We start from the raw sequence: 15,081 nt of genomic DNA on the forward strand, positions 1-15,081 counted from the left end.
CTTTTCAGAAATCTCTATAAAATAATTATCTGATGTTCGAACTCGTTTACTGATATTTCTTCAAATATCTTTTTAATCAGCTCTATTCCATATTTATTGAAAAAATAAGTAAAGTTAATTTCCCGTTCCTGAAGGTTTTCATTAGGATATAAAAGATGAGATATTCTTGTAAGCTGTCTTACAGTAGTTTCGTGCTTATTCTCCTGAGCTTTAACAGCTTTATTTCTTAACTCATTTAATACATAGATAACTCTATCTTTATATTTATCACTTGAATCAACAAGAGTTTTATCAACTGCAAAAAGATTTTCTTTTATCCGGTCAAAAATCAATTCAATTTCATTTTCAGCATTTACAAATGAAGTATCAATATTACTTTCTGAAAGACCGGCAATAACTTTATGTTTTAGATCGGTTAATCTTGAAAAAATATCTTTCAATGTTAAATCATATTTGTTTAGTGCATCATTGACATTTTTCTCAATAAGTGTAATAGAAGTTCTTGGATAAATTACCGGCGTTGGGATTTTATAAAAATCATATAGAGGAGTTACTTGTGCAAAGTAAGATATTTCACTTGGACCGGCAATATAAAATCCGGTTGGCAGCAGATAGTCCTGACAAATTGGTCTTAGCAAAACATTAGGACTAAATCTTTCAGGATGTTCTTCAATTTCGTTCAGTATTTCTTCTTTAGTGAATTGCTTTCTTTTTCGTCTGAGTTTGAATATTTCGTCAACAGGCTCAACAGAAAACCTTCCGTCATCAGTGTGATAAAACAAATTAACCGGTTTAACTTTTACCTGAGCATGATATAATTCTTCAAGATCTGCACTTCTTTGAATTAAATTTTCTGTATGCTGTTGAAAATTGATGACTTCTTTTTTGAAAATTGGTTTTAATAACTGTTTAATTGCTGCATCCTGTGGATCAAAAATCACAAGTCCATATTCATCAAACAGCCAGAAGATAAGTTCCTTGAAACTTTGTTTAAAAGTTTTACCCTGGGCATAAAAGGTTTTCAGTTTACTCAATAATCCATCTTTAAAATCAGTCTGCCTTAAAGAGTTTTCAAGTGATGATAAAAAATCGCTGATTGATTCATCAAAACTTATATTGCCAACACTTAGTTTAGCTTCATCATCTTCAATTTCAGTTTTATACCCTAAATTCTGAACTTGATTTTCAGTATCAAAGATATTAATTGACCTGACCTCATTAAAATCATGATCATCACCTTCGAGCCAGAATACGGGTACAAATTTATACTCTTCAAATCTTTCATTAAGCTGATTTGCAAGTCTTACTGCAGTAAGTATTTTGTAAACTGTGTAAAGCGGTCCGCCGAGTATCCCGACTTGTTGTCCGGTTACAATTGTTATGGTTTTAGTGTTATCAAGCGAGTCAATATTTTTGAGTGTTCTGGCAGAGACTGTTTGAAAATCAGAATACTGATTTTTAATAATTGGTGAGATTTGAAATTGTTTATCTTTTTTTGATTCAGTGATACTTTTAAATAAATTGGAAAAACCTTCCTTATTTCTAAAATTATTTTTATAGAATTCTTTTACATTATCGAATCTGTAAAGATAATCTAGGAATAAATTCTGATGTTTAGGTATCTCGCTGAAATTAATGAACATTTTCGCCTCAATGAATGAATTATCAAAGGCAAAAGTAAACAAAAGCTGTAAGCCTAACAATATCTTAAAACCATTACTCAGACAAAAAACTTTTATCAGTTATAAGCTTTGATTATTTTCTCAACTGAAAAATCAGGTATTATTTGGAAATAAATTTCTTTAAATATTTTACTCTCAAGAGATTGATAAATGCAGTAAGCATAATTTTATCATTCAATCTTTCCAAGTTATTCCGCAGACCAATTGTCTGGGGAATGCCTCTTTCTTATTCAATCGAGCCAACAAATCATTGTAATTTAAAATGCCCTGAATGTCCATCAGGACTTGGCTCGTTAACGCGTCCGCTTGGCCTGTTGAAACCTGATGATTTCAAAAACTGGATTGATCAAATTAAAGATAAAGGATTTTATGTTCAGCTTTTTTTTCAGGGTGAACCTTACATTAACAAACATTTACCCGAGATGATAAAATATGCACAGGATTGTAAAGTTTATATTTCTATAAGTACTAATGGACACTTTATAAATGAAAAAAATATAGATCATATTCTTGCTAATGCGCCGGATAAGCTTATTTACTCAGTTGATGGTCTTGATGAAAAAAGTTATCAAAATTACAGAGTCGGCGGTACATTTAAGCAAGCTGATGAAGGTTTAAGATTATTAATTAGAAAACGAAACAAACTTAAACAAAAAAAACCATTTGTGGAATTTCAGTTTATTGTAATGAAACAAAATGAACATCAACTTGAGGATGTAAAAAAATATTGTAACGATGTTGGTGTAGATAAATTAGTGTTCAAAACAATGCAAATATCATCTTACGAAAACGCCATAAAATTTCTGCCTTCCAATCCAAAATACCGAAGGTATAAAATTGGGGATGAATCATTCGAAATGAAAAATGGATTAAAGAATCATTGTTTTGCTTTGTGGAGAACTTCAGTAATTACCTGGGATGGCAGAGTTGTTCCTTGCTGCTTTGATAAAGATGCAAAACATACACTTGGAATTCTAAATGGAAAAAGTTTTTCTGATATTTGGACATCAGATCAATATCAGCAATTCAGAAAGTCTGTGCTCCTAAACAGAAGCGGGAATGATATCTGCAGAAACTGTACTGAAGGATTAAAAGTAAATATTTTTGAAATTGAGCAATAAGAATTGGTTGAAGTTGTAAAAGATATTGTTAATAAAAACATTTTTATACAACGATATAAAAATGTTATTGCAATTATCGCTAAAGCAGCAATTGCCTTAGGATTATTATATTATTTAATAAACTCAGTAAACTTAAACGAAATTGTCTCAGCAATTCAAAATGCTGATATAGTTTTATTATCAATTGCCTTTGCTTTAAGCATATTAAATATTTGGCTTCAGTTTTATAAGTGGAAACTAACATCAAATGTAATTCTGCAGGAAAATAAAAACTCTAAAATCTGGCTATCATTATTTTATGGTTTTTCAGCCGGAGTTTTTACACCAGCTAGAACAGGTGAGTATATTGGAAGAGCGTTAGCATATAAAGATAAATCGTTATTAACAGTAACTATAGCAACCTTTCTGGATAAACTGTTCCTTCTGATAATGGTAGCTTTTATCGGCTCCTTATCAAGCATCCTTTTTTTGCACTATTATTATAACATAACCTACTACATAACTATTAGTTTGTTTTTAACAGTCTTTATCCTGTTCTATCTGGTAATAATGCTGATTTTTAATGCAGAGTTTTGGAATAATTTTCTTTTTAGAAAAATCAGTAATTCAAAGAAGTTCAAATGGTTTTTCGCAAAGATTAAACATTTCCATTTGCTTGACAAAAAATATGCAGTTAAGATGATATTTGCCTCATTCTTGCTTTATAGTTGCTTTATTATTCAGTTTGCTTTTCTTGCTGCAGCTTTCTCAAATCAACATAGTTTTTTACACTACATTTGGGCTGGTAATCTTGTAATGTTTGCCAAAACAATTATTCCGCCGGTTTCATTCGGAGAATTAGGAATTCGAGAAGGTGCGTCAGTTTATTTTATAAAACAATTTGGCGGAACTGCGTCAACAGGATTTAATGCTTCTATTTTTCTTTTTTTGATCAATTTATTATTACCCTCATTGCTGGGCTTGATTTTACTGTTGAAGAGAAACAATGATTGAGTTAATAGTAATTCCTCTTATCCTTATTTTACTCATACACTATATATATTTTCTTCTTAAAATATTATTTGGTCTAAACAAACTAGAAAGTAATCTGTCAGCTAAAGGATTAAGCGAGTTTGTTTCTATTATAGTTCCTTTCAGGAATGAAGAAGAAAATATTGCACAAACCTATCATAATTTAACTAAACAGAATTACCCAACTGATAAATATGAAATACTTTTTGTAAACGATTTGTCTGAAGATAATTCACTTAAGATTTTAGAATCATTATCACCTCAAAAAAATGTTAAAGTATTTACAGTACCTAATGATTATTCTGTTTCAGCTCATAAAAAACGGGCAATAAGATTTGGAATTGAGCAATCAAAAGGTGAGATAATAGTTACAACTGATGCTGATTGCATTCATTCAGAAGAATGGTTAGCAAATTTATTGAAATATTTTGACGATGATACTGCATTTATATCTGGTCCGGTTGAGTTTAAATCAAATGGTTCACTATTTAACAAAATGCAGAGATTAGAATTTGCAGGACTTGTAATTGCTGGTGCAGGATTAATCGGTTCAGGCAATCCAACTATATGTAATGCAGCTAACATTGCGTACAGAAGAAATGTGTTTTATAAGGTTGGAGGATTCATTTATCAGATGAGTTTATCTTCAGGGGATGATGAGTTGTTAATGCAGAAGATTCATAAAGATACAGAGTATCGGATAAAATTTGCTTATGATAAAAAGGCTTTGGTTTCAACTGATGCAAATCCAACCGTGGGTGATTTTTATGCACAAAGAAAAAGATGGGCAAGCAAAGGACTTTTTTATAATAATAAAGCTCTGATCATAAGACTGGTGTTGATATTTCTATTTTACCTCTCATTGATTGTACAGCCTGTTTTAGGGATTATATTTTCAAAAGTATTTTTTATTTCTTTAGGAATATCTGTCTTGTTCAAAATGCTATTTGAATATTTTATCATATTGAAGGGAACAAAAAGGTTGTTTAATCCTACTATACTTAAACCATTTTTAATTACAGAATTATTGCAGGTGCCATACATTTTAACTGCTGGATTCATGGGTATGTTTGGTAATCTGAATTGGAAAAACCGCAAGATCAAACGATAAAATAAAGGCGGCTTATACATAACTGTATATTCAATTGTACAATCATTTGATCAATTCTATTATTCTGATGCAAATCAAAACTATTTTAGTGGCATAAAGCTTGGCTGATAATTGTTGACAGAAAGGAGATTGTCATGAAAAAGTTAATCATAATTACAGCAATCATAATCTTTGGTATTAGTAACTATTCTAATGCAGCTACTGATTATGCCAAAAGAGTAGATGGGTATTTCTACACATCACTCAGAACACACGGAACCTGGATTGATATTGGATTTGGAACTCCGGTTTGGCGTCCGACAATAATCAGAAAAAATTGGTCGCCTTATTATTATGGTCAATGGGTTTATACAAATTACGGATGGTATTGGGATTCTTATGAACCATTTGGATTTATAGTTTATCATTATGGAAGATGGTATTATGATGATTATTACGGATGGATATGGATCCCTGATTACGAATGGGCTCCTGCCTGGGTTGATTGGAGATACGATGATGATTATGTAGGATGGGCTCCTTTATCACCTTATGCAGTATTTTATATAAACATTGGCATTCATTATACCTACGACTATTATGTTCCTTACAATTATTGGAACTATGTAAAATACAACAGATTCTGTGAAAACAATGTTTACAATTATTATGTTGCTCCAAAATATAAGTATAGGGTTTACAACCGTACAAAAGTTAGAACAAACTATTCTTATTATGATGGAAGAGTTAGAAATAATGGAATTGATTTCGATAGATTGAGAGAAAAAGTAGGAAGAACAATTGAAAAGAGAAATCTGGTTGCAGTCAGAGATCCTAATGAACTAAACAGACAAAGAAATGGAAATACAAAAGAAAGAGAGGTCAGAACGTATTTTGCTGATGAAAGAGATCTTTCAAGAGATGGATTAAAAGATGTTAGGATCGAAAAAAGTGATAGAAAGTCTTCTCTTGAGACGTCAAGAATTGAACTAGGAAAAGAGAGAACAACTGACAGAAATAATGAGAGAAAAGTAAAAGAGAACCGAAAAGTTGAAAAAGAGCGAACAGTAGAGATAAATAGAAATAATACTGACAGAACCAGAAACGATATAAACAAGAATCGTGTTGAAGATGAAAAGAGACTTCAGGAAAGACAGAAAATTGAAAAAAGATTCTCTGAGATTGAAAATAGAAATAATGAAGTAACTAAAAGAAACGATGAGATTATTCGAAATGAGCAAATTAAGAGAAATCAGAATGTTAATCGTGAAGAAAGAACTGTTGATAATAATAATAATGTTCGGAAAGATGACAAGCGATCGAACACTGAAGTCTATAAGCAAAATACAGAAAGAAAAATTGAACAAAAGAATGAAACCAGGGTTAATGAAAATAGAAATCAGGTGAATTCTAATACTACAAAAAACACCGAGATAAGAAAAAATGATTCGGGTAATCGTAATGAAACTAGAAATAATACAAGAGAAAATGTAAATAATAACAGAACAAAAAGCAGATAACCTGCGAAAAGCTCACTCTCCATAAAACAAGCGGTTCCGGTATTACCGGAGCCGTTTTTTTTTATCTTATAAATAAATTCAAGTTGTCCAAGAAAATCGTATCCTATACTTAAATGAATAAATAATTAATCTTTTTTAAAATTGATGAGTACAAAATTTAATTTTTCACTAATTTTGGAATAACAAATATTTGTAAGCATAAGTTTTGCAGATATAGATATAATATAAGCTGCAGGTGAAATTTTGAAATCAATTATTCATCATTTCCTTAACACTAAAGCAGAATTATCTGAGTGTGCAGTTTTAACTCACATTGAATTATCATATAACTTTGTATCTAAAAATTTTAACTATCAATTATCAAAATATGACAGGAGAGAAAAATGAAACTCACAAAAGAAGAGTCGCTTCAATACCATAGTTCTGACCGGAAGGGTAAGATAGAAGTTGTACCAACAAAGCCCTGTTTAACTGCAAGAGATCTTTCAATGGCTTATACTCCTGGTGTAGCTGAGCCTTGCAGGGAAATTCATAAAAACGTTGAAGAAGTTTATAAATACACAGCTAAAGGTAATCTTGTTGCTGTTCTTTCCAATGGTACTGCAGTACTAGGCTTAGGAGATATTGGTCCTGAAGCTGGTAAACCTGTTATGGAGGGGAAAGGAGTTCTCTTTAAAAGGTTTGCTGATATAGATGTGTTTGATATCGAAGTTAATTCGCACGACCCAAAGGAAATAATACGATTAACACAAATACTTGAACCAACCTTTGGCGGGATAAATCTTGAAGATATTAAAGCACCTGAATGTTTTGAAATTGAAGAAACATTAAAAGCAACAATGAATATCCCTGTCTTTCATGATGATCAGCATGGAACAGCAATTATTTCCTGTGCTGCTCTAATAAATGCTGTTGAGGTTGCTGGAAAGAAACTTGATAAGATTAGGATTGTTGTTAATGGTGCAGGAGCATCAGCTATTTCTTGTTGTAAACATTATGTAAGGGCGGGTGCAAAAAGAGAAAACATTTATATGTTTGATTCTAAAGGTTGTATTACTAAGGGAAGAAAAGATCTGAACAAATACAAAGAAGAATTTGCTCAGGAAAAAGGATATGATTCTTTGGAAGAAGCATTCAAAGGTGCGGATGTTTTCATTGGTCTTTCGGTGGGCAATGTTGTGCAAAAAGATTGGGTTAAAACAATGGCTCCAGATCCAATAATTTTTGCTATGGCTAATCCTGACCCTGAAATTACTTATGATGATGCGATGTCTGTAAGAAAAGACCTGATTATGGCTACAGGCAGAAGTGATTTTCCAAATCAGGTAAATAATGTGTTAGGATTTCCATTTATTTTTCGCGGTGCATTAGATGTACGAGCTACTCAAATTAATGATGAAATGAAATTAGCTGCTACATTAGCACTTTCAAAATTAGCGAAAGAAAAAGTTCCTGAAATGGTTATCAGAGCTTATGGCGGAGAAGAGTTTGAGTTTGGCAGAGACTATATTATTCCCAAACCTTTTGATCCAAGAGTTTTGTGGTATGTTGCACCTGCTGTTGCTAAAGCTGCAATTGAAACCGGAGTTGCGAAAATTACTGAAGTTGATTGGGTTAAGTATGAAGAAGAATTAAAAGAGAGGCTTGGATTATCAAAAGAGATAATAAGAGTGATGATTCATAAATCTCAGAAGTATCCTAAGAAAGTGGTCTATCCTGAAGGTGAAGAAGAAAATATTATCAGAGCTGCTCATACTGTTGCACAGGATGGAATAGCAAAACCAGTTTTACTTGGTAATGAAAAGTTTATTAAAAGTGAGATTGAAAGAATTGGTTACGATATAAATGAATTTCAGATTATTGATCCGGAAGATTGTAAAAAGTGTGATATTTATGCAGAAGCATTTTTTAAGAAACGTCAGAGAAGAGGCGCAACTTTATGGGATGCAAAAAATCTGATTAAAAAACCAAATTATTATGGTGCTATGATGGTTGAGCTGGACGAAGTCGATGCTATGATAAGTGGTTATACAACAAGCTATCCAAATACTATTAGACCTGCATTACAATGTATTGGTGTTAAAGAAGGGTTAAAGATAGTTTCAGGACTTTATATTGTTATTGCCAAAAAAGAAACTTATTTCTTTGCCGATTGTACAGTAAATATTAATCCGAATTCCGAACAACTTGCGGAAATTGCAGTCTCAGCTGCTGAAACAGTTAAGGCTTTTGATGTGGATCCAAAGATAGCGATGCTGTCTTTCAGCAACTTTGGCAGTGCACCATATCCTGAATCAACTAAAGTAAAAGAAGCAGTTAAGATTGTAAAAGCAAAAATGCCTGATCTGATTATTGATGGAGAAATGCAGGCTGATACTGCAGTTGTTCCGGAAATACTGGAAAAAACTTTTCCGTTTACCAATATTAAAGGCGGCGCAAATGTGTTAATCTTTCCTGATCTAAGCTCAGCAAATATTGCTTATAAACTTATGGCAAGAATTGGACAGGCAACAGTTATTGGTCCTATCTTAATGGGAATGAAAAAACCGGTTCATGTTTTACAGCGTGGAGCATCAGTTGATGATATTTACAATATGACTGCAATCGCTGTTGTTGAAGCTCATCAAAACTCATTAAAGAGATAAAACTTACTTAATATCGCGGGTGAATTAAAAATTCACCCGCGATATAGTTTGAACATCCAATCATAAAATAACTTTTTCTGTCATCCTTTATATCAGTTAAACCGCTCATAGCACTTGACTTTAATTTTGTGATAATTATCACCGTTTACAGCATTCTAAAACTCTAATTTCGAGGCACAAATAAAACAAATTAAATTAATTTAGATAATTATTGTAAGCTCATAACTATCGTTTTACTTGAGATAAATGATTACTGAGAATAACATAATAGATAAAGTTGAATTTTATGTTAAGGATCTTTATAGCAATAGGTCAGCACAAGAAGATCTCTATCATAATATTATACACACTATCGAAGTAGTAGAAACAGTTAAGAAGCTTTCTAAACTTGAAGGTATTACTGAAAGTGATCAGGTAATTCTTGTTATTGCAGCCTGGTTTCATGATACTGGTTATTTCAATTGTTGCAATGGACATGAAGAACAAAGCTCAGAATATGCAAAGGAATTTTTAGATAAAGAGTCTTATCCTGCTGATAAAACAGAAATAGTACTTAGTTGTATCAAAGCAACTGAATGTCCTCAAAATCCTAAGAACAAATTGGAAGAGATTATTTGCGATGCTGATTTACATCATCTGGGGTTGCCTAATATGGAAACTAAAAGTAAACTATTGCGTAAAGAGTTAGAGATTAAGGGAATAAAAAAAACAAATGAACTTGAATGGTTGAAAATCTCATTGGATTTTATAACAAAGCATCACTTCTTTACTGTTTCTGCTCAGAAGGAATATGGATTTCAGAAAAATATTAATCGGACGATTATTGAAAAAAGTATAAAAGAAATTGAAGCACAGGTTAAATAAAAAATATCAGCAATTTGAAAATCAGCTAAAAGAATCTAAATCTTTATGAGTTTAAATAGCATCTAAACAGGGGAGCATAAATGATTAAAATAGAGATAAACAAATTTTCGTTGTACGCCGGTTTTTATCAGAATAAATTTTACTAAAAGCACTTAGCTAATCTCTTACTTTAACCATTTACACAGAATTATTTCTACTCCCCAAATTATTTTACAGACTCGAATTTTTACACTCCCTATATATTACTCTACTGTTATTTTACTATTTTCTAAAAGAACATTATAATAATATCCTGAGCCAAAATCTTTATCCTTTATAACCTTACCTTCAGCTATAATAGTTGAGCCTGCCTTAACAGATTGATTGGAAGTTAAAAGCAGATCATGTGTACCATTTGATCCTGTACCATCTTGAATATGAATCCAATTAGTGCCCATTATATTTTCATTAACCTTAACAACTTTACCTTTAACTTTAACTATTTTAAACTCCAGCTCATCTTTCTTCTGGTAAATTTGTTCAACAGTGTATCCATCTTTCAATTTGGAAATATTAATAGATTCATCTTTACCAGCAGCAATATTTTGATGAGGCGATTTTAAGTCAGTATTACTCTCACTTTTTCTTGCATCATCTACAAATAAAATTTTATCAAATGTTTTATTTAAAGATTCACTCTTAAAATTCTGCATTTCCATAGCTTGTGAAAACATCAGATATTCGCCGGGATTTATATCCATTTTATTAACTGCAATCCAATATGAATTATTATTTTCATTTACTTTAAGATAGCTATAAGTAGATGCGTCAATTTTTTCTTCAACAAGTACATTATGAACATTTGTTCTCATAATGTTTTGATCATTCATATTAGGCATTTGATTTTCAGATTCTTCTTTATTTCCGCATGCGGTTATGACTGCAAAAAAAGATATGAGTAAGAAGGCTGATAGTAGTTTGTTCATTATTTCTCCATTCATTTTAAAATATTACTGGCGAAAAATAAGGAACATTATTCAAGTAATCATTAGAAAAAATAAATCTAAAAAAAAATCTTTGTTTAAGGAAATAACTGAGCTGAGAACCAATATTTCTTTGAATCACAACATTGATTACTTACTCATAGCAGGTTTGAGATTCTCCAAGAGGATCGCATCTCTTGAATAAACATCATCCCGATAATTAAAAAATCCATCTTCATCGACCCAGGTTGTATAATAATCAATAAATAATGGGATTTTTTTTGTAAGCTTTACTTCAGTTGTTACACCATAGCTATTTCCTTTTCTAAGCGAATCACGTACTCTGGCAAATTCGTTTTTTGTCATTGGGTCATCAACTTTTTGACCTATTTCAATTTTAAGAAAGTCAAGATTCCAATTTGAATTATTGTTAAGCAAATACTCAGCAAGTTTCATAGGCTTTTCCACTCTTACGCAACCATGACTTACAGCACGATTAACATATCCAAATGGGGCTCTGGTTGGTGTATCGTGCAGATAAATACCAAATGGATTTGTAAACATAAATTTAATTTTGCCGAGTGCGTTTCCAGCACCTGGATCCTGAATTAAAGTATAGCTGTTTGAGGAAGAAAGATCTTTTGCTGTTAATCCGTCTAAATCAATCCGCTCACCAGCTTTATAAACTCTAAAATTTCTTTTTTTAAGATAACTTGAATCATTTCTTAAACCATTTACAATTTCTTCTTTAATTATACTTCTTGGTACAGACCAGGTTGGATTTAAAACAAAATAAGATAATTGACCATAAAGCGTTACTGTCTGCCAATTGTTTTTTCTGCCTGTACACGCCTTAATTTCGAATAATGGTTTTTGATTTTCAACTGCGGTTACACTAAAGTCCGGGATATTTACAAAAATATATTTTGCAGTATCACTGTAATCAGACCATCTCAATCTTTCTAAGTTTAATTTTATTTTTTCAACATATTGTTTTGGTGTTATATTAAATCTTTCGATAGTTCCTTTTCCAATTACACCATCATTGGCAAGTCCGTTTATTTTCTGAAATATTTTTACTGAATTAGCCAAAACAGAATCATAAACTGTCGGATCATTAGTTTTGTACAGTGCTGTATCAAGTAATCCCAAATCAACCAATTTGTTATATATAGCAGGAATATTCTCAGAACTTTGACCAACTTCAATTTTCTTATCAGTTAATGGAATCTGCTTCCATTCTAACGATTCCATTTGCTTAAACTTTAATAAAGATTGTTGAAGATTTTTGTAGATAACACTTTTAGGTTGAATATTTTTAAGATATGCAAGGATATTATTTTGTTTTACAGGCTCTAAATATTTTGTATTTAATGAATCATTTACGGGAAGGAAATGAGTTTTTTCATAAAGGATGCGGGGATTCAAGACTCCATGTCTCATATCAGTAGAGAATTTTATAATTGCATCAATAAGTAACACCTCAGACTGAGCTAATTGCTTTATCCTTTGTTCCGGATTAAGTGCAGCATTAAAAGATGATTCAAATAAATTCTTAATAATACTAAAATTGTATCGTTCGGGATTTAATCCATGTAATTCTGCTTTTCCAATTATGTCAATTATTGAGTCTATTATAGGTTTAGATTCTAGAGAATTAATTAGCAGAGCCTTATAATTTTTTGAAGCATATAATGATTCTAATGTGTCAATTGACTCGACATTAATATTTCCGGCTTTAATCCACGAATTAAAAATTAATGCATCTTTTAGATTTTGTTCAAACAATTTTGGATCGAAGCCAAGTTTCTCGTCAATACTCTGTTCAGGAGCTTTATTATCGCAACTAAGGAAAGGCAAGGTAAAAAGTATTAATATGATAATAATTACAAAATGTATATTTCGTTTGCCAATATTTTTTGTCATAAAATGAATAATTTTATTTCTATCTTGATAATGGATTAATTATTAAAATGACTAACTAAATTATTAAAGAGAGGATAAAAAACCTCAATTAAAAAGTATAATCATTAAATTTTGTATCAGAGATCATTTAATTTTAATTTATGTTAAAAACATCAATCGAAAAAAGCTAACAATAAAAGGTTAAACAATGCTTAAAAAATACATTATAATAACATTGATAATTTCATTTGATATTTACTCACAAAGTCAATTTCAGCAATTTCTGAGCCATGTAAATTCATTAACAGACCCAACTCAAAAAAATGCAGCAGTTGATAGTTTTATGATTTATGCCCGTACTGTAGGAATACCATTTATTGAAGATTCAACTGCAAACTTTTTGTATTTAGGTAATACAAATTCGGTTGCTGCGGCAGGAGATTTTAACGGCTGGAATACTAATTCCTGGCCGCTTACAAGAATTTATCAAACAAACTTATGGTATCGTTCTGTCGTATTTGAAGAAGATGCCAGGCTTGATTACAAATTTGTCCTTAATAACAGCAATTGGATTTTAGATCCGGAAAATCCTAATACTTGTGCTGGAGGTTTTGGTCCAAACTCTGAATTGTCAATGCCTCTTTATGTTCAGCCGTGGGAAATAAATTATCAGAGTTCTGTTCAACACGGCAGCCTGACATATAAAACTCTGTTCAGTTCTAATGTCGGCACAAATTATCAGATCACAATTTATCTGCCACCGGGTTATGATACACTTTCACAAACAAAATATCCTGTTGCCTATTTTCAGGATGGTTCGGAATACATATCACTTGGAAGAGCAGTTAATGTCATTGATAATCTGATCGACAGCGCAAAAATTGAAAAACTGATAGCAGTCTTTGTTACACCAAATAACAGGAATGAAGAATATGCAGGCAATAAAAGAAATCAATATCAATTATTCTTTGTGAATGAATTAGTTCCTTATATTGATAATACTTACAAAACTATTCCTTCATCTGATAAAAGATTAGTTATGGGTGATTCATTTGGCGGTAATATTTCTGCTCTGATAAGTTATAATTATCCTGAAGTATTTGGTTTGTGTGGACTGCATTCAGGTGCATTCTGGCCAAATAATTATGAGGTATATAATCTGATTATTAATGGTCCAATCAAAAATATTAAATGGAGTGCTGTTTGGGGAACCTATGAAAGTCTGTTCTCTAATATGAGATCTTTTCGTGATTTTTTGATTTCAAATCAATATGAAATTGACTGGCTTGAAAGACCAGAAGGGCATAGTTGGGGATTATGGAGAGCATCTATAGATAGAATACTTGAATTCTTTTTTCCCAATTCTTCATCAGATGTTATTCATTCAAATGAATTAGTGATTAATCAATATAGATTATTCCAAAATTATCCAAACCCGTTCAATCCTCGTACGGTGATTAACTATCAGTTACCGAAGAGTTGTTTTGTAACACTTAAAGTATATGATGTGATTGGAAAAGAAGTTGCAACGTTGGTAAACAAAGAACAAAATGCAGGTAGTTTTACAACTGAATTCAATCCCACTGGTTTAGCAAGTGGAGTTTATTATTATCAATTAAAAGCAGACGAGTTTATAGATACTAAGCAGATGATATTATTGAAGTAAATAAGCTGAATCATATCGCATTTCCTGGACGTCATGGACGCTCCGTGACGTTTATGATTTCATAAAAATTTTTCTCTCTTCATTTCTTCGGATCAGGTTGGGAATTCTTCAGAATAAATTAATATCTAGTGGCTTATCTTTTTGTCTAACTGGATAAGCCAGTATTAAGTGCTTTAGATCATTCTTTTTAGATCAGTGTATACCCTTATTAATGCCTGCGGGAATAGAGACTAATAAGACTTTGGTAAAAACTTGTCGATAGATAAAAAAAAGCTTCTCAAAAGAGAAGCTTTCGCGGAGAGGGAGGGATTCGAACCCTCGGTACCGCTTTACACAGTACGACGGTTTAGCAAACCGTTGGTTTCAGCCACTCACCCACCTCTCCAGACTGAAAAATTGACAGGGCAAAGATAATACTTAATTAGGTTTATTAAAAACTGGTTAATAATAAGTTTTATGTTTTATTTCTTTCTTTCTAATCGATTGTTGGAGTTCTATCTGTTTCGGTAATTTACTTCAGATTATTACTTCAAAATTTGTATAATTTAGCGAGTGTAAAATAATTGTTTCTCTACAAGCCTTTTAATAATTTTACTAATCAAATAATTAAGAAAG

Annotated in this window: 10 protein-coding genes and 1 tRNA gene; 7 read left to right on the plus strand and 4 right to left on the minus strand. The window is 31.5% G+C overall.

Annotation, left to right across the window (positions count from 1 at the left end; translation table 11 throughout):
• Positions 1-14 precede the first annotated feature (14 nt).
• Positions 15-1,643, minus strand: coding sequence for a bacillithiol biosynthesis cysteine-adding enzyme BshC (gene bshC, locus ROY99_09930; protein MDT3696696.1), 1,629 nt, complete (start codon positions 1,641-1,643; stop codon positions 15-17).
• A 143-nt stretch (positions 1,644-1,786) separates the two neighbouring features.
• Between bshC and ROY99_09935 the strand changes: the two genes are divergently transcribed.
• From ROY99_09935 to ROY99_09960, 6 genes are all read left to right on the plus strand, one after another.
• Complete coding sequence (locus tag ROY99_09935) at positions 1,787-2,803, plus strand: radical SAM protein (protein ID MDT3696697.1); 1,017 nt, start codon at positions 1,787-1,789, stop codon at positions 2,801-2,803.
• Between the two features lie 3 nt (positions 2,804-2,806).
• On the plus strand, positions 2,807-3,796 hold the full coding sequence (locus ROY99_09940; GenBank protein ID MDT3696698.1) for a lysylphosphatidylglycerol synthase transmembrane domain-containing protein: 990 nt from the start codon (positions 2,807-2,809) through the stop codon (positions 3,794-3,796).
• Positions 3,789-4,925 (plus strand): glycosyltransferase, encoded by a 1,137-nt coding sequence (locus ROY99_09945; protein ID MDT3696699.1) that lies wholly within the window; start codon positions 3,789-3,791, stop codon positions 4,923-4,925. The genes ROY99_09940 and ROY99_09945 overlap by 8 nt, the downstream gene beginning before the upstream one ends.
• 134 nt (positions 4,926-5,059) lie before the next feature.
• Positions 5,060-6,424, plus strand: coding sequence for a hypothetical protein (locus ROY99_09950; protein ID MDT3696700.1), 1,365 nt, complete (start codon positions 5,060-5,062; stop codon positions 6,422-6,424).
• 383 nt (positions 6,425-6,807) lie between these two features.
• Positions 6,808-9,069: a phosphate acetyltransferase gene (gene pta, locus ROY99_09955; GenBank protein MDT3696701.1), complete on the plus strand. Its 2,262-nt coding sequence runs from the start codon at positions 6,808-6,810 to the stop codon at positions 9,067-9,069.
• Positions 9,070-9,315: 246 nt separating this feature from the next.
• The gene (locus ROY99_09960; protein ID MDT3696702.1) at positions 9,316-9,933 is read left to right on the plus strand and encodes an HD domain-containing protein; all 618 of its coding nucleotides are present in this window, start codon (positions 9,316-9,318) and stop codon (positions 9,931-9,933) included.
• A 242-nt stretch (positions 9,934-10,175) separates the two neighbouring features.
• Here the strand turns inward: ROY99_09960 and ROY99_09965 are convergent, their stop codons facing one another.
• Together ROY99_09965 and ROY99_09970 are read right to left on the minus strand one after the other, a co-directional pair.
• Complete coding sequence (locus tag ROY99_09965) at positions 10,176-10,898, minus strand: hypothetical protein (protein ID MDT3696703.1); 723 nt, start codon at positions 10,896-10,898, stop codon at positions 10,176-10,178.
• A 147-nt stretch (positions 10,899-11,045) separates the two neighbouring features.
• Positions 11,046-12,821, minus strand: a complete 1,776-nt coding sequence (locus ROY99_09970; protein ID MDT3696704.1) for a L,D-transpeptidase family protein — start codon at positions 12,819-12,821, stop codon at positions 11,046-11,048.
• 187 nt (positions 12,822-13,008) lie between these two features.
• Here ROY99_09970 and ROY99_09975 point away from each other — a divergent pair, with 187 nt between their 5' ends.
• Positions 13,009-14,466, plus strand: coding sequence for an alpha/beta hydrolase-fold protein (locus ROY99_09975; protein MDT3696705.1), 1,458 nt, complete (start codon positions 13,009-13,011; stop codon positions 14,464-14,466).
• A 295-nt stretch (positions 14,467-14,761) separates the two neighbouring features.
• Here the strand turns inward: ROY99_09975 and ROY99_09980 are convergent.
• A tRNA-Ser gene (locus ROY99_09980) sits at positions 14,762-14,851 on the minus strand.
• Positions 14,852-15,081 lie beyond the last annotated feature (230 nt).

The organism is Ignavibacterium sp. (genome assembly GCA_032027145.1).
In the GTDB taxonomy this organism is placed as follows: Bacteria; Bacteroidota; Ignavibacteria; order Ignavibacteriales; family Ignavibacteriaceae; genus IGN3.

Coding starts and splice junctions, on each gene's coding strand:
- bshC (MDT3696696.1), bottom strand. CDS start 1,643: ATGTTCATTAATTTCAGCGAGATACCTAAACATCAGAATTTATTCCTA.
- ROY99_09945 (MDT3696699.1), top strand. CDS start 3,789: ATGATTGAGTTAATAGTAATTCCTCTTATCCTTATTTTACTCATACAC.
- ROY99_09950 (MDT3696700.1), top strand. CDS start 5,060: ATGAAAAAGTTAATCATAATTACAGCAATCATAATCTTTGGTATTAGT.
- pta (MDT3696701.1), top strand. CDS start 6,808: ATGAAACTCACAAAAGAAGAGTCGCTTCAATACCATAGTTCTGACCGG.
- ROY99_09960 (MDT3696702.1), top strand. CDS start 9,316: ATGATTACTGAGAATAACATAATAGATAAAGTTGAATTTTATGTTAAG.
- ROY99_09965 (MDT3696703.1), bottom strand. CDS start 10,898: ATGAACAAACTACTATCAGCCTTCTTACTCATATCTTTTTTTGCAGTC.
- ROY99_09970 (MDT3696704.1), bottom strand. CDS start 12,821: ATGACAAAAAATATTGGCAAACGAAATATACATTTTGTAATTATTATC.
- ROY99_09975 (MDT3696705.1), top strand. CDS start 13,009: ATGCTTAAAAAATACATTATAATAACATTGATAATTTCATTTGATATT.